This is a genomic window from Phyllobacterium sp. (assembly GCF_037994425.1).
In the GTDB taxonomy this organism is placed as follows: domain Bacteria; phylum Pseudomonadota; class Alphaproteobacteria; order Rhizobiales; family Rhizobiaceae; genus Phyllobacterium.
Genome location: NZ_JBBNAM010000340.1, coordinates 1 through 19,862 on the forward strand (window position 1 = coordinate 1; position 19,862 = coordinate 19,862).

The 19,862-nt window shown below is 59.3% G+C and carries 17 protein-coding genes and 2 pseudogenes; 5 read left to right on the forward strand and 14 right to left on the reverse strand.

Annotated features, from left to right (window positions below; translation table 11 throughout):
- Nucleotides 1–9 precede the first annotated feature (9 nt).
- Nucleotides 10–762: pseudogene (locus tag AAAB35_RS22145) on the forward strand (IS5 family transposase).
- A 512-nt stretch (nt 763–1,274) separates the two neighbouring features.
- Here AAAB35_RS22145 and AAAB35_RS22150 read toward each other — a convergent pair.
- Nucleotides 1,275–1,394 (reverse strand): annotated as a pseudogene (locus tag AAAB35_RS22150) (IS6 family transposase); the annotation flags it as partial.
- A gap of 296 nt (nt 1,395–1,690) precedes the next feature.
- On the opposite strand from AAAB35_RS22150, the gene AAAB35_RS22155 reads away from it, so the two are divergent.
- Nucleotides 1,691–1,966 carry a hypothetical protein gene (locus AAAB35_RS22155; RefSeq protein WP_340670430.1) on the forward strand — a complete coding sequence of 92 codons (276 nt, stop codon included), beginning with the start codon at nt 1,691–1,693 and terminating at the stop codon, nt 1,964–1,966.
- 399 nt (nt 1,967–2,365) lie between these two features.
- On the opposite strand, the gene AAAB35_RS22160 is transcribed toward AAAB35_RS22155, so the two are convergent.
- From AAAB35_RS22160 to uxuA, 13 genes are all read right to left on the reverse strand, one after another.
- On the reverse strand, nt 2,366–3,193 hold the full coding sequence (locus AAAB35_RS22160; protein ID WP_340670431.1) for an SMP-30/gluconolactonase/LRE family protein: 828 nt from the start codon (nt 3,191–3,193) through the stop codon (nt 2,366–2,368).
- 8 nt (nt 3,194–3,201) lie between these two features.
- Nucleotides 3,202–5,007 (reverse strand): CoA-transferase, encoded by a 1,806-nt coding sequence (locus AAAB35_RS22165; protein ID WP_340670432.1) that lies wholly within the window; start codon nt 5,005–5,007, stop codon nt 3,202–3,204.
- Nucleotides 5,008–5,020: 13 nt separating this feature from the next.
- Entirely contained in the window at nt 5,021–6,034 is a 1,014-nt protein-coding gene (locus AAAB35_RS22170; RefSeq protein ID WP_340670433.1) for a hypothetical protein, read from the reverse strand.
- Nucleotides 6,031–6,813, reverse strand: coding sequence for an enoyl-CoA hydratase/isomerase family protein (locus AAAB35_RS22175; RefSeq protein WP_340670435.1), 783 nt, complete (start codon nt 6,811–6,813; stop codon nt 6,031–6,033). The genes AAAB35_RS22170 and AAAB35_RS22175 overlap by 4 nt, the downstream gene beginning before the upstream one ends.
- A gap of 2 nt (nt 6,814–6,815) precedes the next feature.
- Nucleotides 6,816–8,021, reverse strand: a complete 1,206-nt coding sequence (locus AAAB35_RS22180) for a CaiB/BaiF CoA-transferase family protein (RefSeq protein ID WP_340670436.1) — start codon at nt 8,019–8,021, stop codon at nt 6,816–6,818.
- Nucleotides 8,022–8,039: 18 nt separating this feature from the next.
- Nucleotides 8,040–8,828 (reverse strand): SDR family oxidoreductase, encoded by a 789-nt coding sequence (locus AAAB35_RS22185; protein ID WP_340670437.1) that lies wholly within the window; start codon nt 8,826–8,828, stop codon nt 8,040–8,042.
- A complete protein-coding gene (locus AAAB35_RS22190) occupies nt 8,825–9,820 on the reverse strand; it encodes an ABC transporter permease (protein WP_340670438.1) in 996 nt (331 codons plus the stop codon). Before AAAB35_RS22190 ends, AAAB35_RS22185 begins: the two co-directional genes overlap by 4 nt.
- Nucleotides 9,817–11,373 carry a sugar ABC transporter ATP-binding protein gene (locus AAAB35_RS22195; protein ID WP_340670439.1) on the reverse strand — a complete coding sequence of 519 codons (1,557 nt, stop codon included), beginning with the start codon at nt 11,371–11,373 and terminating at the stop codon, nt 9,817–9,819. The genes AAAB35_RS22190 and AAAB35_RS22195 overlap by 4 nt, the downstream gene beginning before the upstream one ends.
- A complete protein-coding gene (locus AAAB35_RS22200) occupies nt 11,363–12,346 on the reverse strand; it encodes an ABC transporter permease (protein WP_340670440.1) in 984 nt (327 codons plus the stop codon). The genes AAAB35_RS22195 and AAAB35_RS22200 overlap by 11 nt, the downstream gene beginning before the upstream one ends.
- Nucleotides 12,347–12,439: 93 nt before the next feature.
- Nucleotides 12,440–13,465, reverse strand: a complete 1,026-nt coding sequence (locus AAAB35_RS22205) for a sugar ABC transporter substrate-binding protein (RefSeq protein ID WP_340670441.1) — start codon at nt 13,463–13,465, stop codon at nt 12,440–12,442.
- An 81-nt stretch (nt 13,466–13,546) separates the two neighbouring features.
- On the reverse strand, nt 13,547–14,353 hold the full coding sequence (locus AAAB35_RS22210) for an IclR family transcriptional regulator (protein WP_340670443.1): 807 nt from the start codon (nt 14,351–14,353) through the stop codon (nt 13,547–13,549).
- Nucleotides 14,350–15,504, reverse strand: coding sequence for an ABC transporter substrate-binding protein (locus AAAB35_RS22215; RefSeq protein WP_340670444.1), 1,155 nt, complete (start codon nt 15,502–15,504; stop codon nt 14,350–14,352). The genes AAAB35_RS22210 and AAAB35_RS22215 overlap by 4 nt, the downstream gene beginning before the upstream one ends.
- Before the next feature lie 100 nt (nt 15,505–15,604).
- Nucleotides 15,605–16,792, reverse strand: a complete 1,188-nt coding sequence (uxuA, locus tag AAAB35_RS22220; protein WP_340670445.1) for a mannonate dehydratase — start codon at nt 16,790–16,792, stop codon at nt 15,605–15,607.
- Nucleotides 16,793–16,950: 158 nt separating this feature from the next.
- Between uxuA and AAAB35_RS22225 the strand changes: the two genes are divergently transcribed.
- The 3 genes from AAAB35_RS22225 to AAAB35_RS22235 all read left to right on the forward strand — a co-directional run bounded on the left by AAAB35_RS22225 (nt 16,951) and on the right by AAAB35_RS22235 (nt 19,587).
- The gene (locus AAAB35_RS22225) at nt 16,951–17,733 is read left to right on the forward strand and encodes an FCD domain-containing protein (protein WP_340670446.1); all 783 of its coding nucleotides are present in this window, start codon (nt 16,951–16,953) and stop codon (nt 17,731–17,733) included.
- 20 nt (nt 17,734–17,753) lie between these two features.
- Nucleotides 17,754–18,554: an SDR family oxidoreductase gene (locus tag AAAB35_RS22230; RefSeq protein ID WP_340670447.1), complete on the forward strand. Its 801-nt coding sequence runs from the start codon at nt 17,754–17,756 to the stop codon at nt 18,552–18,554.
- A gap of 550 nt (nt 18,555–19,104) precedes the next feature.
- Entirely contained in the window at nt 19,105–19,587 is a 483-nt protein-coding gene (locus tag AAAB35_RS22235; protein WP_340670448.1) for an isoprenylcysteine carboxylmethyltransferase family protein, read from the forward strand.
- Nucleotides 19,588–19,862: the final 275 nt, after the last annotated feature.

Here is a 19,862-nt window from a genome sequence, read left to right on the forward strand (position 1 = left end):
AGGGGTGAGATGTCTGATTTCTTTTGGTTTTCCGATGCGCAGTGGGAACGGATCGAACCGCTCCTGCCAACGGATGTGCGGGGCAAGCCCCGCGTGGATGACCGTCGCGTGTTGAGTGGGACCGTCCATGCGCTGCGCTGTGGTGGTCGCTGGGCGGACTGCGCCGATGTCTATGGGCCGAAGAAGACGCTCTATAATTGCTTCGTTCGCTGGTCCGGGCGGGGCATTTGGGAAGGCATCTTCAGCGCCCTCGCCGGCGCCGAGGATGCGCCGGACCGATTGTTCATCGATAGTAGCTGCATCAAGGTCCACCGCTGTGCGGGCGGCGGAAAAAGGGGCCTTGGTTCATGGTATCGGCCGCACCAAAGGCGGCCGGAACACAAAGCTCCGTGCCGTCTGTGACGCGAGAGGCCGCCCTCACGTCCTGCTCCTGACACCCGGCACGTCCATGACTGCAAGGTGGCAAGGCTTTGTATCGAAGCCCGCCCATCATCCGCAGAACTCGTCGCCGACAAGGGATATGACAGCCAGGCCTTGCGCGCGTGGCTCGACGAGCGCGGCACCGAGGCCGTGATCCCGCCACATCGATACCGCAAGCTCCAGTACGATTACGACCGCGCCGTTTACAAGCAGCGCAACGTCATCGAGCATATGTTCTGCCGTATCAAGGACTGGCGTCGCGTTGCCACCCGCTTCGATCGCAACATCAAAAACTTCATGGGCGCCGTCGCTCTCGCCGCGGTCGTCATCTGGTGGCTGTAGTGAATCCGGACCCTAATCTAATGGGTTCGGAACGATGTCCGAGGTGTTCAGACCCACTGTTCAAAGGCTCGCTGCTGCACCGACGTCTAAGGGGACTGGCTTCCCGACTGGCGCTTTCCCGGATCAAACAGGAAAATATTGATCCGCTGCCGCTGCTCAAACGAACCGACTAAACCCCCATGCTCGACGAACGAAAGCGCGTCAGCATAACATCACAGGTAGATTTCCTCAGTGGGCCTCCCGCGTCCTCGACGATGAGTGGCTCGGCCTCATTCTGGCGAAACAGTTCGATCTGAACGCGGCGAAATGAAGAACCAACAGGCCGCGCGAACCATCCCGATCCCTGCGGCGTTTCGCCTGGGCATTGGGGGAAGGCGGGGCCTTTCCCTGGATTATTTCTGGCCACGATTGCGGACTGCAACCTCATCGAGATATCAGACATCACTGCCGGAAGGTGGCTTTCGGCGAATGCGCCGGGCATAATCGGAGCCATGTTCTCTGCTCCACCGGTGGATGGTCTCATAGGAGACAGCGATCCCGCGTTTAAACATTTCCTCAACGTGGCGCAAGCTGAGCGGAAACCGGTAATAGAGCCAGACAGCGCGGGCGATAATTTCTCGCGGAAAAACGATGGTTCTTGCATTTGGCGATGGGCTGGTTCATGCCGAATCGTCTATTGATGATCTCTTAAGCAAAAACAATGTGACAGCGCCGCTGGAGCCAGCGTCTTTTTTTCCACCACTTCGGCTGTTTCGAAAACGTCATCATTAGACCGGCGCTCGCACCACCTCGCGTAGAACCCATTTCCAGCCAAGTAGAGTCAAGTCACTCACCGCTGTCGTTTTGGAACATGAAAGATCGCCATGAGGGCAACAAATCGAGCTAGATTAGTACGCATTGCTTTCCGCTACCTGTTGAAGGAATAATCATGAACAGACCGACGACGGCTCTTCTTCCTTTGGTCTTAACCATCTGTCTGCATTCCCCGTTGGCATTTGCCGAAGAGGACGGTGCATCGCAGCTCACAACCATCAACAAGATCATAAGAGGCGAGGGAAGGCCCGGTGAAACTGCTACAGCTAAGAACGGGGAGGTTATTTACACCGTTCTAGAAGGTGGCGTCGTTGAAATCAGGAATTTACGCTACAACACGGTGCAACGTTTCAATACAATAAAGTCGAACGATAACAATCGGTCAAAGTAAAAACGATTATATTTGCTATTTTCCCAGCACGGCTTGCTGACGCAGATTTTGCTTTTTGAGTGGCGGGGCCACTGGAAGTTACGCGGGTTCGGCCAACCCGGCGCACAAGAACACCAAAGACGACGGCCCAAAACCGGAACCCATTGAAACGCAATCTTTTGTCCGAGAATCTCGCCGTCATTGCGATTGTCTGCGAGACATATCTGAAAGCAAAACGCAAATGACTTGGCATTTCGCTGTCAGACCGCGGCCGCGGTACCGCCTTACAATCATGCGCCGGTCATGACCCTCGCGCATCTTCTGGCAACCCGGATCATGGATCTTGCCGGAACGGGCCGTCACCTGTCAACGTTTGAGGCGCTGCATGGAAACGGTCATGGGTTTGAAATGTGCAATCTTTTACGACGACGCAGATCCGATATCGATTTCAGTTATATGCCAGCGCCCCAGATTGGCTGTGTAAAGCGTTGAACCTTTCAACGCGACGTTGGTCGGATGCGCAAGGGTCGTCGCTGTCGGGTCTTCGATCAGCAGTCTGAGCCCGCGGTTCGCGCACCAGGTATAAATACGGCTCGGCTCGTAACACGAAATCAACAGCGATCCGTCCGGCATCAGGGCCAGCCCGTCGGGAACATTGTGCACGCCCTCTATGACCACGCGCCTTTGGGTTGGTGAACCATCGACATCGATCCCGAGAAGGCTGACGCAGGCGGCATCGCTTTCCACGACAAACAGTCCCCGACCGTCGGCAGTTATCGCCATGCCGTTGGCGAAGGCTAGTGTTTCCCTGCACCAAGGCCCACCCGCGCCAGTCTTCAAATCGAAGCGGAAAACACTTCCCGCATCGCCAGCGCTATCGGACACGTAAAGCCATCCATTCTCCTCATCGAGCACCGGAAAATTCGGCACCTTGATGCCGGCGTCGGCGAACCGCGCCATCTCCTTTGTGGCGGCGTCGAAGCGAAAGATCGCCTTATGCCGCAAATCGCAGGCAATGCAATTGCCAGCGCTATCAAAGGCGATGCCCAGCAGGAAGCCGCCAGTCGAGGCCATGCGCTCGACGGAGTTGCCCTTTGCATCAATGCGCAGGAGGTCGCCGGTCTCGGTACCGCACCATATCGAACCATCGACATGCACGGCGACACCCTCCGGATGCGCCACGCGTGGCTCGGTAAAAATGCCGTCGAAGAACACACGGGCTTTAGAGAGGGGTAGTAGCGGTTGCATGAGATGAGTTACCTCACTCGGGATCTGGTCGCGCCGTTGTGGCTCGCCAGGCAGTGCTCGACGATATCCTTGTCCAGCGTCAGTATTTCCTCGAGTAGCGCCCTGCGCTGTTTGGCGCTGATGAATTCAAGACGGCGCAGTCCAAGCGGATCGATGCGGTTGCGCAGAACCGCCAGGACATCGACATCGATTGCTGCCATCTCCCGGCAATTGGTGTCGAATGACACTGGAAAGCCAGTCGCCTCGCTGATGCGGTCGCGGCTAATGCCGGGCATCGTCTCCACGACGATGAGCTGCCGCGTTCCCGGATCGAGCCGAAACACGCAAAGGTCGGTAAAGACGAGCGCCTTGCCGGTGCGGTAACCGTACGGTGCCCGCTCTGCTTCGGTGAGCAGTCCGCGCGCCGAGCTTGCAATCTCGACCTTGTCGACCACGGAAAGCGGTGAGTGGCGGGGAACGTAAAGCAGATAGTCGCGGTGCATGTTGGCAACGTCCGCCATGCCGCCCTGGCCCGGCAATCGGATGAAGCCGCCCGATAGCCCGTCGATGGCGATGGTGTTGACGCGGCCATCCCGATCGACCTTGGCAGCACCGACGATCTCGTGGGTGACCGCTCCTGCCTGGTAATAGGTCGAATAAGTATCGTCACCACCCGCATGAGCCGCGGCTGTCTCACCGTCAAGGCTCTCAAGAAGGGAGAGGATCATCGGGCTTGGCGCGACATCGAGATGGCCGCAGCTCATTGTCGCAAGGATCATTTCCGGCGCATGGGTGGCCTTTGCAAGCCTGTAGGCGACATTGGCGAGCGGCGACACCGCGCCGGCACTGGCGAAACTGTCATTGCCAAGTTCAGCGGCAATGCGCACGGCCATCAATTCGTCGATTGTGGCCGGGGCTACAACGGGCGTTATGGCAGGCATGGCAAGCTCGCCAACCACCTTGCACACCGTCCGTTCGTCAAGGCGTCCCGCTTCGACGATAAGTCGCGGTAATCCCTGGGGCCCTGGCAAGAGACCTGTGGCAAGCGGCCTCTCCACATTGCCGAACACCTGCGCAAGACGGGCGTAGTCCGTGACATAGAACGGTAGGCAGGATGCCGGATACGCGCCTCCGGGTGACACGGCGATCGCCGTGATCTGGTTGCGAGTCAGGACGGTCTGCCGGCCATCCCTTGAAAGGTTTCCGACAGGCACTACCTCTTCGACGGTCACGAGCACCTTTTGCGCGGCGCCCACCATGGCAAGGTCGAGCGCCCTTGGTCCAAGAACCTGGACATTGCCACTCTCGTCGGCGCGCTGGGCATGAAGGACAAGGGTGTCGAGCCGCAACGCCGGGATGAACGCCGTTTGCTCGCCGCTCAACGGGTCGGCAGCGAGCCTGGCACCGGGAACGCGATCAAGCATGTCAGAACCTACTGGCACCTGGAAAGGCAGGGACGGCATATTCTGCTGGGTAGCACGCAGCGCTTGGATCATGGCGAGCGCGGTCCAGTCGCGCACCGGAAGTGCCCTCGCTTCTGCAACCTGACGGAAGCGAGGTGGCAGTCCGAAAATATCAAGGCTCGAAAAGGAGATGTCGATTTCATTGACCGCTCCCGCTTCGAGCAGCAATTCGAGCGGCAGGCCACCAGCCCAGGAAATATAGCGCAGGTTGCGGGCGCCTCGGTTGATGATGGCATTGAGAAGGGCGATCGGGAGGCGGGCAAAATGATGCCCGCCAACGCCGAAAACGTCGCCGTTATTGACCAACGCCGCAAGGTCGGCAAGATCGGCGAATTTTGGCGTGTTGGGCTTTACCAGCGAGATGCGGGGCATTGAAAAGCCTTGCTCATATGGGCTCAACCGACAGGCGGTAGTGCGTTTCAAAGGGCTGCTCCGGTTCAAATTCCAGCGCCGTCGGCACGCCAGAGCGCGCAATCGGGTTGTCGGCCAGCGCTGTCGGCGCACCGAGCCCGAAGGGTGAACAAACCGGCTCAATGCCGATGGCAAGATGGCGGCCGTTCCACGGCGGCGCCGTCCGGCCGCGATTGGACATCCACAAAAGCAGGCTGGGAAAGTGCTTCGGGTTCCACGAAAGTTTCGCCCGATATCCGTCGGAAAGGTTGGCGAGCGCCACCTCTCCAGCCAATCCTTCTATCTGCAGAAGTTCTTCCGTATCGACCCTGAAAGGCAACAAGGATGCGTCGATCGCAAGACCACCGTCGCGTGCTGGTACGGCACCAATGTCGCGAAAGATCGCGTTGGCGGCGAAGATCGCCTTGCCCGGCTCCACCGTCTCCGGGTAGGTCCGCCCTATATCAAAGCTGCCGAGTTCGAGCCGTGCTGCGCCGGGTTCGGCAGGCAGACGAAACACTGGATGAAGGCCGATCGGCAGCCTGCATTGGCGCCTGACGAAAATCCTGAACGTCAGCGTAACGGCCGGCCCTGCCGGGTCCGGTACGATTTCGCGCTCGACGCGCGCAACGGGACTTGATGCCGGGTAATCTAGTGCAAGGCGCAGGCGCGTACCGTCGCTTTCGACCCATTCCCAGGGATGATTGGAGCTAAAGCCGTGTACCTCTTCGTCTTCAGCCGCCGGCGACATGACATCTGCCCATTCGCGCGGCCAACCGGCGCCAGGCACCGAATAGCCGAAGGGGACACACGGCCATTCGCCGCGCAGCCTACGCAGGATGCCAGGCACTTCGCCGCTTACCGGCTCGTTGGCCCAGGGGGCAACGTGAAGCGGTGAAACGGTCCTTCCATCCTTCAGCCTGAAATGAACCGGCGCCATCATTCCGCCCAGCCGCTGCACCATCAGCGAACCGGCATTCCAGTCGAGTGTGCGTTCGGCCGCGCTCATGGCTTTCCTTTCACCGTGCTTGCCTCGGCAAATTCCCGGATACCGGCCTGGCCCTCCGGGCTGCGGTAGAGCTTGCCAAGCAGCTCGCGCTCCATGGCAAGTCCTGCATTAAGATCGCCGGTTACTGCATGATCCGTCAGCCGCTTGAGACCTTCGACAGCCGCCGGCGGGCGGTCGGCAATTGCGGCCGCGAGTTCCATGGCGCGCGCCAGAAGGGTGGCGGCATCGACGATTTCGCTGACGAGCCCGGGAGCGACAAAATCGGAAGCCGGCACGACCGCCCCGGTGAGCACCAGTAAGTTGGCGCGGTTGCGGCCAAGCTTGGCGACGCTGCGCTGCGTGCCGCCACCACCAGGGATCAGCCCCAGCTTGATCTCCGGCAGGCCAAGCTTGGCAAACTGGTTGGCAAGCACGATGTCGCAGCACAGAACAAGCTCCATGCCGCCCCCCAGTGCAAAGCCGTTGACGGCGGCGATCACCGGTTTGATGTTGTTTTCGATCGCCGCATACATGCGCATCCCGGCGGCCTGAAAAGCGTCAAACTCCGCGCCGGTCTGCGCGGCATATTCCTTGATGTCGGCTCCCGCCATGAAGCCGCGCCCTTCACCGGTGACCACGATCGCGCCGACTGTATCGTCCTGCGACAGGGTCTCGAAGACCGCAGTGATCTCGGCCTGCATCAGCTTGTTCATGGCATTGAGCTGATCCGCGCGCCGGAAGGTGACGAGGGCAACGCGGCCGTGCTTTTCGAGGGTCAGGGTGTTGAACGCTCCTGCCATGGTCATGCCTCTTGCACGGTCATGTCACCGGCGGCTTCAAGCGCGGCGATCTCGTCACTCGAGAGCCCGAATTCGGCGAGGATTTCGCGCCCGTGCTGGCCGATCAGCGGCGCGGGCCGCTCGATGCGGGCAGGCGTCTCACTCATGCGAACGGCCGGCGCGACCACCTTGACGTTGCCGCCATGGGGATGCTCGTAACTTGTGATCATGCCCATGTGGGTCACCTGCGGATCCTCGGCAGCGTGGCGGATATCCTTGACTTCCGCACACCATATGTCGGCCGCGAGCAGCCGGGTGAGAAGCGCCTGCGTGGAAAACTTCTTGGTCTCGGCATTGACCTTCTCGAATACCTCGTCGCGTTTGTCGAAAAGGATTTTCAGATCGTCATAGATGGCAAGGCCCGGGGCTTCGAGCACCGTGTAAAGGGTCTTGAAAGGGCTCATGGCGATCGAAACGTAGCCGCCGTCCGCGGCTTCGTAGATGCCGAACGGCGCCTGCATGCCCGGATGACCGATGCCTGAATTTGGACGGACAAAATCTTCGCCGAGATTGAGAACGGCAACATATTCCTGGTTGAGATGGGCAAGCATGCCGGCAAGCAGGTTCACCTCGATTTTCTGCCCCTTGCCGGTCTTCTCGCGATAATAGAGCGCGGAAAGAACCCCATAAACCATGTTCATGGCGCCGATCTGGTCGGCGAGACCGGCACCTGCCGGAACTGGCGCCTGATCGCCGCGGCCGGTATTTGAAATTAGTCCAGCCAGTCCCTGGATCAGCATGTCCTGGCCGGGACGGTCCACATAGGGGCCCTCCTCGCCATAGCCGGACCCGGAACAGTAGATGATGCGCGGATTGACCGCCTTGAAGTCCTCGTAACCGTAGCCGAGCTTGGCAAGCACGCCAGGGCGGAAGTTCTGCACCACGACATCGGCGTTCCGTGCCATATCCATGATGATGGTGTGTACCTTGCGACTTTTCAGATTAAGGGCGATGGAGCGCTTGTTGCGGTTCCAGGCAAGGAAATTCGGGCTTTCCGAACCGCCGACCCATTTGGCAAAGAAGGTCATGCTGCGAAACATGTCGCCAGACCCGACCCGCTCGATCTTGATGACGTCGGCCCCCATGTCGCCAAGCATCTGCGTCGCGAACGGACCCTGCAACAGATGGCTGAAATCGAGGATGCGGACGCCTTCGAGTGCCTTGTTCATTTTCTGGTCTCACAAAAATCAAGAGTTATGGGGTATGAAGCGGGGCGTTGCTGTCAGTCCGCCGTCGACGCGCAGGTCGATGCCTGTGGTAAAGCCGGCAGCATCGCTGGCGAGATAGATAGCGGCCTCGGCGACTTCCGACGGTTTGCCGATGCGGCCGATCGGATGCATGCCGATCCACGACTGCATCAATCCCGGCCCGAGCTGTGCAATGACCTGTTCATTCATCGGTGTGTTGATCGTGCCCGGCGAGATCGAGTTGACGCGCACATTATGCGGGCCGAACTCCACCGCCATCTGGCGGCTCATCGACATAACTGCGCCCTTGGCGCCGGCATAGGCCGTCCAGCCATCGAGACCGATGTGTCCCTGCGCCGAGGCCATGTTGATGATCGAGCCGGCTTTTTGCCTGATCATATGCGGCAGTGCGTATTTGCAGCCGCGAAAGACGCTGGTGAGATTGACGGCGATCAGCCGGTGCCACTCATCGTCGGTCATTTCATAGACCGGCATGCCGCCAATTGCGATCGCCGCATTGTTGACCAAAACGTCGATGCGCCCCGTCTTTTCCACGGCTGCAGCAATCAGGCTGGCGATGTCAGCTTCATTCGCAACGTCGCAGTGAACAAAATCGGCGTTGAGGCCGTCAGCGCGCAGCCGCGCGGCCACCGCGGTTCCCTTGTCGTCGGCAATATCTCCCAGAAAGACATGGGCACCTTCTGCCGCCATGCCATCGGATATGGCAAGGCCGATGCCATCGGCAGCGCCGGTCACGACGACAGTTTTCCCTTCGAGGCGATTCATCATGATTCTCCAAGAGCCCGGCGGCGCTTCAGTTCGTCAAAGCTGACCGCAGCTATGATGATCATGCCGGTGATGACCAGCTGCCATTCGGTCGGCAGGCCAAGGCCGCGCAGGCCATTGGACAGGAATTGCAGGATCAGGACGCCGAGCGCCATTCCGGTCAGGCTGCCGATGCCTCCAGCGAGGCTGACGCCGCCGAGTACGGTTGCGGCCACAACCTGAAACTCGAAGTTCAGCCCGGCCGTGTGCTGCGCGGAGCCGACACGGGCGGCAAGGATGATGCCGGCGATGGTCGCCAGCAACGAGCTGATGATGAAGCAAATGAACTTGACGCGGCGCACGTTGTAACCCGCCAGGCGGGCTACCTCGGGGTTGCCACCAATGGCATAGATTTGCCGGCCAAACGAGCGGTGGTGCATGACATAGCCAAAGATAACCAGGAGAATGATGGCAATGACGGCCGCATAGGGCAGGATGTTGAACAGGCGACCATCGGAAAGGGCAATGAAGCTGTCGAGTGCCGCATCATCGGGGATGGCCCGTTGTCCCGTATAAAGATAGACGCCTCCGCGCAGGACGAACATCATTCCTAGCGTTACGATGAGCGAGTTGAGGCCGACATAGGCTGTCAGATAGCCGTTGATGATACCTATGATGAGGCCCATCGCCAGCGCCCCCGCGATCCCGAGCGCCAGCGAGTTCGTGTCGTTCATGATGACGATCAACGGCAAGGCGATGGCGGCGAGCAGTGAGCCAATCGAGATATCGACTTCACCGGAGATGAACACCACCGCGCAGCCAATGCCCGCGATCAGCGCCAGCGATGCCTGCCCGAGGACGTTGGTGATATTGCGGGTGGAGAAAAAATTGTCCGCCGTGAACGAGAAGAACGCGAGGACGATCATGAGGCAGACCAATAGCGCAACTTCCTGACGGCCGAAGATACGCGCCAGCATGGCCGGTTCGATGCGCGTTGAATGAAGAACCGTGGTCATTGCGTGTCCTTTCCCGTCAGGCCGATTGCGGCGTTCAGGATCTTTTCCTGGGTGGCATCATCACGCGACATCGTCGCGGTGACACGGCCTTCGCACATGACAACGATGCGGTCGGAAAGGCCGAGCAGTTCCGGCATTTCTGATGTCATCATCACCACGGCCAGGCCCTCGCTGGCGAGGCGGTCGATGAGAGCAAAAATCTCGGATTTTGCGCCAACATCGATACCGCGTGTCGGCTCATCGACGACGATGACCTTGAGACCGCGCATCAGCCAGCGCGCGATCAGAACCTTCTGCTGGTTTCCGCCAGAAAGATTCTTAACCTGCTGGAAGAGGCTCGGTGTCTTCACCCGGAAGAGGTCCACATATTCCTGAACCGCGCGCCGTTCCTTCACCGTATCGACGAAGCCGCCCGAAGCAAAGCGATTCAGCGACGCAAGGCTCGCATTCTGGTAAACCGGCAATTCGCCCATCAGACCTTCGGTCTTGCGATCCTCGGAGAGAAGTCCGACGCCGAGGCGAACGCCGCTGCGTGTGTTGTGCGGCGCAAGCGGCTTGCCGTCGACCATAACCGTTCCGGTACTGATCGGATCATATCCGACGATTGCCTTGGCAAGTTCGGTGCGCCCGGCGCCCATCAGCCCGAAGAAACCGAGGACTTCGCCGGCGCGGGCCTCGAAGCTCACATCCTTCAGTTTGCGCGCGGTGGATACACCCTTAACCGTAAGCGCGATCCTCGTTCCTGCCGGTCCGCGCTTGCGCGGAAACAGGTTGTCGATGCGCCGGCCGATCATGTCTTGGATTAGTGTATCGTGGCTGTGCTCGCCGATGGGCTTCGTCGAAATATGGTGTCCATCGCGCAGGACGGTGACGGTATCGGCGATCTCGAATACCTCATCGAGCTTGTGACTGACATAGACCACCGCAATGCCGAGTGCAGTGAGGCGGCGGATTACCTTGAATAGCAAAGCGACCTCGTGGGGGGTCAGCGACGAAGTCGGTTCATCCATGACCACGACGCTCGCTTCATGGGCGAGCGCGCGCGCGATCTCGACCATCTGTTGCTGGCTTACCGGGAGCGAACCGGTGCGTGCGGCAGGGTCCACATCGAAGCCAATTCGCTGGAACAGGGCCGCCGAATCCGCTCTGATCTTCCTCCAGTCGATCGAGCCGGCCTTGCCCACGGGATAGGCCTCAAGAAAGATGTTTTCGGCGACGGTGAATTCGGAGATCAGGGCGATCTCCTGGAATACGACTTTGATTCCTTCGCGCAGGCTGTCGCGCGGCGACCTGATATCGACGTCGCGGCCGCGGATCCGGATCGTTCCCGCATCGCGTTGATAGACACCGGCCATGATCTTAATCAGCGTCGACTTGCCGGCACCGTTTTCGCCCATCAAGGCATGGACCTTGCCCGGCTCGAGTGTCAGGTCGACATTTTCAAGCGCCAGAACGCCGGGAAAGTGCTTGACGACGCCGCGTATTTCGAGCGCGGGGATATCGGGGTCATTCTTGAAGTTGTCGTGCGCGGGCCGCAAAAGGTCATCGGTCATTGTGTTTGCTCCGCATCAGATCGAGATATGTTGCCAGCACGATGACGACGCCGGGCACGACCATCTGCAGGTCCTGGTTCCAGCCGAGGATGATGATGCCGTTGTCGATCACCTTGAGGATGAGGACGCCAAGCAGCGTGCCAAACAGCGATCCGCGACCGCCGGTTAGGCTGGTGCCACCTAGAATGACGGCGGCGATCACGGTGAGTTCGAAGCCGCGACCGGCTGTCGGCTGGCCGGCGTTCATCAGCGACGACAGGACAAGACCGGCCACACCAACGCACAGTCCGGTGACGACAAAAGCAAAGAGCTTCAGGCGTTCCGAGCGGATGCCCGACATGCGCACAGCTTTTTCATTGGCGCCAACGGCGTAGAGATAGCGCCCGAGCGTGGTGAAGCGCAGCGTCACATAGGCAACGATAAAGATCACAGCGGCAAAAATGACTGGTATCGGGATCGGTCCAACATAGTCGGCACCAAGGGCTGTGAAAGATGGCAACTGATGATGGTTCTGCACGGCCTCCCGCGTGAAAAGATAGACACCGCCCTGCAGCATCATCATCATACCGATCGTCCCGATCAGCGAATTGACCCTGAGCCGCGTGACGATCAGCCCGTTGATGAAACCAATGCCGCCAGCAAAAGCCAGTGCCGCGAGAATGCCAAGTGCGAGGCTTGTCGTCGTGTTTAGAACGGCCATGGCGATGCAGCCGACAAATGCGAGCGAGGCGCCGACGGAAAGGTCGACCTCGGCGGCGATGACCAGCATCGTCATGCCCGATGCCACGACGAGAACCAGTGCGCACTGGCGAAGAATGGCGATGATGTTGGCTTCGGAATAAAATTGTGGCGCAACAACGGATATCGCCACGCACAGGGCGAAGAGGATGAGGCCGAGCACGATCTGGCCGCTGCCAGCGATCTTGCCGATGGAGCGCCGACGGGGCAATGCAGGTTGTGAAATGTCGCTCATGAAAAATCCATCATCACACGGGTGGCGTCACACGTCCAACCACGGAAAATCCCGGCCCCCGATGCCTTTGAACGGGGCCGGTTCTCCAACGTCTCAGTTTTTCAGGTCAGCCGACGTCTTCATGCACTTGGCCGGAGCCTCCAGCGCGTTGACAGCATCCCACTTGATGGTGCGGGTCTTGCCGTCATAGTCATAGAATTTCTTCCACTCATCGCCGATCATCGGCGCGGTCGGGCTGACGATATGCTGCGGCACCTCTTCGCCGTTGAACAGCTTAACGGCCGCGTCGATGGCCGTGAAACCTTCCTTTTCGGGAAACATGGCCGCCTCGATGCGATAGGATGGCTCCTTCTCGATGGCATTGATGAAAGCAAGGCCTTCACCACCAGTGCCAACAGTCAGCAATCCGTCCTGCGGCTTGCCGGCGGCCTTCCATGCCTGCAGGCCGCCAAGCGACGAGGAATCGTTAATCCCGTAAATGATGTTGATGTCGGCGTTCTTGGCCAGCGCTGCGGAAGACACTTCCAGCGCGCGGTCGGGATTGCCGCCGCCGTCGAGATCGTGAACCATGACCGCGTCAGGGATTTCTGTCTTGATGCCGTCCATGAAGCCCTTCGACCGCAGGACCGTGGCTGAGAGCAACGGCAGGCCGACATTCATCACCTTGGCAACGCCGCCAAGCTTCTCCTTGGCATATTTGCCGGCGGCAACGCCGGAATGATAGCCGGTGTCGTAATCGCAGATCGCAACCATGGTGGTCATGCCCTTGACCGGATTGCCTTCCAGAACGACGGGTATGTTGGCGGATTTTGCTTGGCGCAACAGCGGCACGACACCTTCTTCGTTGACCGGCGTGATGATGAGAACGTCGACGCCCTTGGCAATGAAATCTTCAGCGGCCGCGACCTGTTTTGCTATGTCGAGATTGGCGTCCTGGACCTCGACCTCGATGCCGAGTTCCTTGCCGTGCGCCTGCATGCCCTTGATGACGTTCTGATACCATTCATGCGTTGCATAATTGGTCACGTAGCCAATCTTCTTCGGCATGTTCTGTGCCTGCGCCGAAACGGCAATCAAGACCGCGGCCGACGCCAGTAGCAACTTCTTGGTCAATCCCATGCTCTCTCTCCCTTTGGTACAGTGATGTGTGACCGGTCTGGACGCAAAGCTGCCGTCCCGGATACCTCTGCCTTTGTCGCCTCAGAGCAAACGCTCCGGGGCCCCGAGTGCAGCAGAAATTCTTCCCGCTGCCTCGATCGTCTTTTTCAGGACCTCCTCCCGATCGAACCGTGCCTGCTTTTGCGGCAGGAACGGCACGGTAAGCGCAGCAATCACCAAGCCCGTGTGGTCACACACCGGCAGCGAGATGTTGATGCAGGCATCGACGACCAGCGAGGCATGCATTTCATAGCCAAGCTCGCCGATCTTCGTGAATCGCTCCTCAATCTCCTGCCGCGAACCGTAGGCATCGCCAGAATCGACAATGCGCGCGATCGCAGCTTCGCGTTCCTGGATTGGCTGACCGGCCAAAAGGACCGCTCCCGAGCTTGTCTCCATCACCGGAAAGCGCGATCCGAGCGCGACCGAGTAGCGCATCGGCAAGGGCGAATCGACCTGCAGCGCGATCATCACCTTGACGTCGTCGAGCACCGCAAGGTGGCAACTCTGATCGGTATTGGCCGCAAGATCGCGCATGATCGGCAGGGCACGCTCAATAAGGCGGTTTACCGGAGGATGCATGTGCGCCAATTCGAACAGCTTGAGCGACAAGCGGATGCGATCGGACCTGGTGCGCACCAAGTAGCCACGCTTTTCCAGAAGCAGGAGAATGCGGTAGATTTCATGGATGGAACGGCCAAGACCGGTCGATATCTCCGTCTGTGTCAGGCCATCCGGTTGGCCGGCCATGAATTCGAGTATATCGAGCACCTTTTCGGCCGCCGGCGCACGATACTCGCCCTTGCCATTGTCTTCGCTCGCGACCTCGATCTTGGAAACGCTCATCATACGGCCTTTCGGCGCAGGCGCGTTTCGTGGGCCTGCGTATAAAGACGATCAAGCAGGCTGCTCAAATCCCTTGGCATCATCTCGCCATAGATTGCCTTTGTGACATCGGCGGCGGCCTGACGGAAGAAGCCGATAAAACCGGGGTCGGTCGGGCGCAGGTAGGATGCTGACATGGTTTTGAGCGAATCTTTGAAGAAATTGCGTGTGCGCCCGTTCACCCCCGCATCCTGCCAGGCCGATAGCGAACCGGGCTGGCCGCCGGCATCGACATATGCGCTGCACTGGTAGCGTGGCGACGAAAGGTGGATGGCATAGGCGACCGCCTCCCCAGGATTTTTCGAGTGTGCGCTGACCCCGATGCCCGCGCCACCCAGCAAGGCACCAGCGCAATTTTCCGCCGGAATGTCAGTAAAGCGCAGATGCCGGGCATCGGCCTTCGATGCGTAATTCACATAACCGAACGCATAGGGAACGTAGACCACGTCATCGTTGGCAACCATGTGATCGTAGCAGCGGATGGGATTCCATTGGCGCGATAGTGGATGCGCCAGAGCCGTCAATTGCTGAAGATCAGCGACAGCACTTTCCACGACCCTTCTGTCCACGAAACCGTAGAGGTCGTTGCCGGTCTTCTGGGCGCAGAATGTAAGAAGCATGCACAAGGCATCCGTGGGTACCGACGGTAGGCCTATCCACTTGCCGTCCTGCCGAATTTTGCTTGCTAGGGCAATTAGTTCGGTATGGGTCGTTGGCGGCGCACCGTAGCGCTCGAGAAGATCCGGACGGTAGCTTGCCACCTGACAGGCCGCGTCGATCGGCAAGGCCCACTGCCGCTCGTTTCTGGCGTAGGATATCCAGGATTTTCCGACGGAATCGCCAGCGAACGCATTGAGCGCTTCCGTCGAAAGGTGGTCGCTAAACGGCACCATCAGGTCGCCTTCGGCTATGTCGCCGATGAAGGGATGATCGAAGATCACTAGGTCGTAACATGAGAGGACGTCGGCAAGCGATCCCTCGCCGAACTCATAGAGGCTGCGCCGGTCCCATTCGATCTGAAGACCGGGATGATCCTGGCAATAGGGCACGACGCTTGCATCCAGCGGTCCCCAGCACCGGCGGTGGTCCCACGCCAATCCTCGCAGCTTCGTCACTATCGGGCTTCCTCCTCACCAGACGGGATCGATCTGCTCCATCAATAATACAACTTTTCATTTGTGCAAGTAAATTTCCTATATAAAAACAGACGGGTCACTATCCGATAGGTGCGTAGCGTTCGACCGCGCGCATGACGCCCCTGAGCTCAGCAAGGCCCTTCAACCGGCCAATGAGCGAATAGCCGGGGTTGATGCGATCCTTGCCAATGTCGTCCGCCAAAAGATGGCCATGGTCGGGTCGCATCGGGATGACGCAATCTTCGCGACCCGCCGCCTTGCGCCGGTGTTCTTCGCCGATCAGGGCGGTAACAACTGCGATCATGTCGGTGGAGCCTTCCAGATGCTCGTCTTCGTAGAAAGAGCCGTCATCCTCGCGTTTGACATTGCGCAGATGCGCAAAATGGATGCGGCCGCCAAATTCCTGGATCATGCCGACGAGATCATTGTCAGCGCGCGTTCCATACGACCCCGTGCAGAAGGTCAGGCCATTGGCTTGGGTATCGACGGAAGCAAGAATGGCGCGCGCGTCATCTGCCGTCGAAACGATGCGCGGCAGGCCGAACAACGAAAACGGCGGATCGTCCGGGTGAATGCACAGCCTGACGCCAAGCTCTTCGGCAACCGGAACGATTTCCCTGAGGAAGCTGAAGAGATTGGCCTGCAGATCCGAGTGGCTCATATCAGCGTAGTCGAGCAGCGCCTGTTTGAATGAAGCGCGGTCATATTTCCGCTCGGTCGCCGGCAGACCGGCAATAACGTTGCGCTCGATCCGGGCAATGGCATCGCCCGACAATTGCTTGAACCGCGCCTCTGCTTCCTTCAGCCTGGCACCGCTATAGGACGCCGCAGCATTCGGGCGGTCAATGACAAAAACGTCGTAGGCGGCAAAGTCGACGGCGTCAAAGCGCAGGGCGTAGCCGGTTGTGGGCAAAAGCCAGGCGAGGTCCGTTCGCGCCCAATCGACCACAGGCATGAAATTGTAGCAGATGATCTTCACGCCGCTCGCAGCAACGGCGCGAATCGTGTCCTTGTACTGATCGATATAGGATGCGCGGCGCGGACCCGTGATCTTGATGTCGTTGTGCACCGGTATGCTTTCAACGATATCCCAGCTTAGCCCTGCGGCGCGGATGATGGCGTGGCGACGATTGACGTCCGCCTGGGGCCAACGCGATCCATCATAGATGTGATGGAGTGCCGAGACGATGCCAACGGCACCCGCCTGCTTGACATGGGAAAGCGTTACCGGATCGTCTTCTCCGAACCATCGCCAACATTCGCGCATCGATCATCCTCCGAAATCCAAGGCGTTCCTAGTCAATTGTTGGACAAATGGCAAGACAGAACCCATTTGACGACTGACTACCACGCGTGGGGGGCTTGACGGAACGCCGCGAGCGGGTAGATAGGTTTCATTTGTCCAACGAAACAAATGATAGGCCCTTGCGTATCAAGAATTTGAAGAATGCAGAGACGCTCGCCTCCGGCCGCCTTTCGGCGGTGGACCGCGTCGTCGTGCAGATCCGTGACCTCATCGGAGCGGAAAATCTGTCGGTGGGCGATTCGCTTCCCACCGAGCGCGAGCTTTGCGAAAAATTTGGCGCCAGCCGCAACACAATCCGCGAGGCGCTTCGGGTCGTGAAGACATATGGCTTTATCGACACGCAGACCAAGACCGGCGCGGTCATCAGCGACCGTAGCCATGAGGCCATTCGCGAATTGTTTGCCTTCCAGTTGCAGCTCTCGCCGGCCTCCTTCCAGGATGTGCAGAGCTTCAGGCGCATTGTCGAGGTTGGTCTCGGCGACCAGGTCCTGCAGTCCGCCAGCGATGCCGATCTTGCCGAACTCGACATGATCAACCGTCGCATTCTTGATGCGAGGTCGGCACATGAGGCGGCCGAATGTGATTTCGACTTCCACTTCGCGTTGATCAAATTGACCGGCAACCGCACGCTGAGGGAGACCTATCAGCTGTTGAAACCGGTGATTACGCACGTCATGACGGTGGGCAAGAAAGATGTGAGCATGCTCGGTGAAACCCGCCGGGCCCATGCGGAAATTATCGACGCCATGCGCAGCCGCGATCGCATCGCCTATGCCTATCTGATGAGCCGTCATCTGGAGTTTGCACGGCGCTTCCTTGAGCCATCGGCCGAGGATGAAGCGGCCGAGCCGTCAAGGCAACTGACGGTGCCAGCATCAGAGATCGACGAAAACAGGGCATAATAGGCAGGAAGAGGCATTCCATGAGCTTTGACTATTCCGGGGAATTCGAAGGCAAGGTGGCACTCGTAACCGGCACCTCGGGCATCGCGCGCGGTGCAGCGTTCAGGCTTGCGCGCGCCGGGGCGAGTGTGGTTGCGCTCGGCATTGATCCGGCCGCCAATCTGGAATTGGCGAAGCTTGCCGCGGACGAACAAGTGCAGCTTTCGGTCTCTACCGCCGATGTTTCCAATGCGGACCAGGTCGACGCTGCGGTTGACAAGCTCGCGCAGCAATTCGGAGGCCTCGACATCATCATCAATTCGGCGGCAATCCACCCCTATGGAACGGTGGTGACCACCGATTCGTTGGTCTTCTCACACTGTCTTGCCGTCAATGTCGGATCGATCCATTTGACCGCGCATTTCGGCATACCGCTGATGGAAAAACGCAAGGGCGGCTCGATCGTCAATGTCGCTTCGGTTCAGGGCCATGCCTGCCAGCAGAACGTCGCCGCCTATGTGGCCTCCAAGGGGGCTATACACGCGCTGACGCGCGCCATGGCCATCGATCATGCGAGCGCCCAGATCCGGGTGAACTCGGTAAGCCCCGGCTCGGTCCGCACGCCGCTGCTCGCCCAGGCGGCCCTTACCTTTGATGGGCCAGGTGCGGACGTGGAGGATGTGTTCCGGCGTTTTGGTGCGGCACACCCGATCGGCCGTATCGGCGAAGTCGACGAGGTGGCCGAACTTATCGCCTACCTTGCGTCGGATCGTTCGAAGTTCTGCACAGGCGGCGACTTCCTGATCGATGGCGGCCTCAAGGCCGGCCTCGGCGTGAAATAGCGCAATGACACAATCGGTGCGATTACAATTTCCAGCTCAACGGAACCCCACACTGGAGGCAGTCGTGTCTGTGCTGGGTTGGGCAGGGCAGGGCCAAGACGTCGATCCTCGATAGCAAAGTCTCAAACTTTGGCATGCCACTGCCGAAAGACGAATCTTTGGGCACGGATCGTTCAAGACAAGCTATCTAGGAGCAACCAAGGATGATCTCCGGCACCATACCCTTTGGGTAGGCGTCTACGTATAGCGGCAAGTGACAAAATCGTCAGCCAGATTGGGGAATGCTCGTCGCGAAACGGAAGCGAAGAGCGCGGCGGAACAGACCGTTTTGACGGCGTGATTTGTCGAGATTGGCACCGGCGAACGAGATCATCTGCGGGGACTGCCCCCTGATGCGGGAAACTATGACCCACTGCTTGCGTATGTCGGCGCATGATCGCGCCACTTGAGAGAATGTCGGAAGAATCCGATCCTTGGCTGTTCGCGGCGCTCCGCCTTCAAATCTCTTGCGAGGCGATGTAAGCTACTCGTAGCCGATCGGAGGGGTGGCATGAACGATGCGAACGGGAATTTGCGCGATAGTTCAGGTGCGGTGGTGCGCCCACCCATCGCCTGGGCGCTCGCTTCGATTGCCGGGCTGACGCTTGACCGGCTCCATCCTTTGCCGTTCCTGCCGGCCGCCATACCGGCGGGCGTGTTCGGCGGCATCGTGTTTCTCGCCGGCCTGGCGCTATTGATCTGGGCGGCAACGACCTTCCGCCGCGCGGGCACGCAGATAATGACCACCCGGCCGACGGCCACAATCGTCAATGAGGGCCCCTACCGCTTCACGCGCAATCCGATCTATATCGGCATGTTCCTCGGGCTCATCGGCCTTGCCATTGCCTTCGACAGCCTGTGGCTCATCGTCTTGCTTGTTCCGTTCTATTTCGTCATCCGCTACGGGGTGGTCGCCCGCGAGGAGGCCTATCTCGAGCGGAAGTTCGGTGACGTCTATCTCGCTTACAAGGCCCGCGTCGGACGGTGGCTGTAGCAAACGAAGAGGGGCGACCTTTGGAGCGTTGGCTGGCCACAGCCTTGACGACGGGGTCTTTGCGCCCATCGGACATGGCCTTTTCAATAAGCTCGATGGCTGCGGCCTGAATTGAGGAGAGCGAGCGCGACGAGGAGGGGAACGTCTTCTGTGATAACTTATTTGCTGTAGTGGTCCGCTCTCGATTTTTTGCATACCATACATTCAGCAGCGCTCCATATCGCTCCGGGTTTTTGCTTGACGCCATTGTCGAACCCGCTCGGCGTCACTAGCTT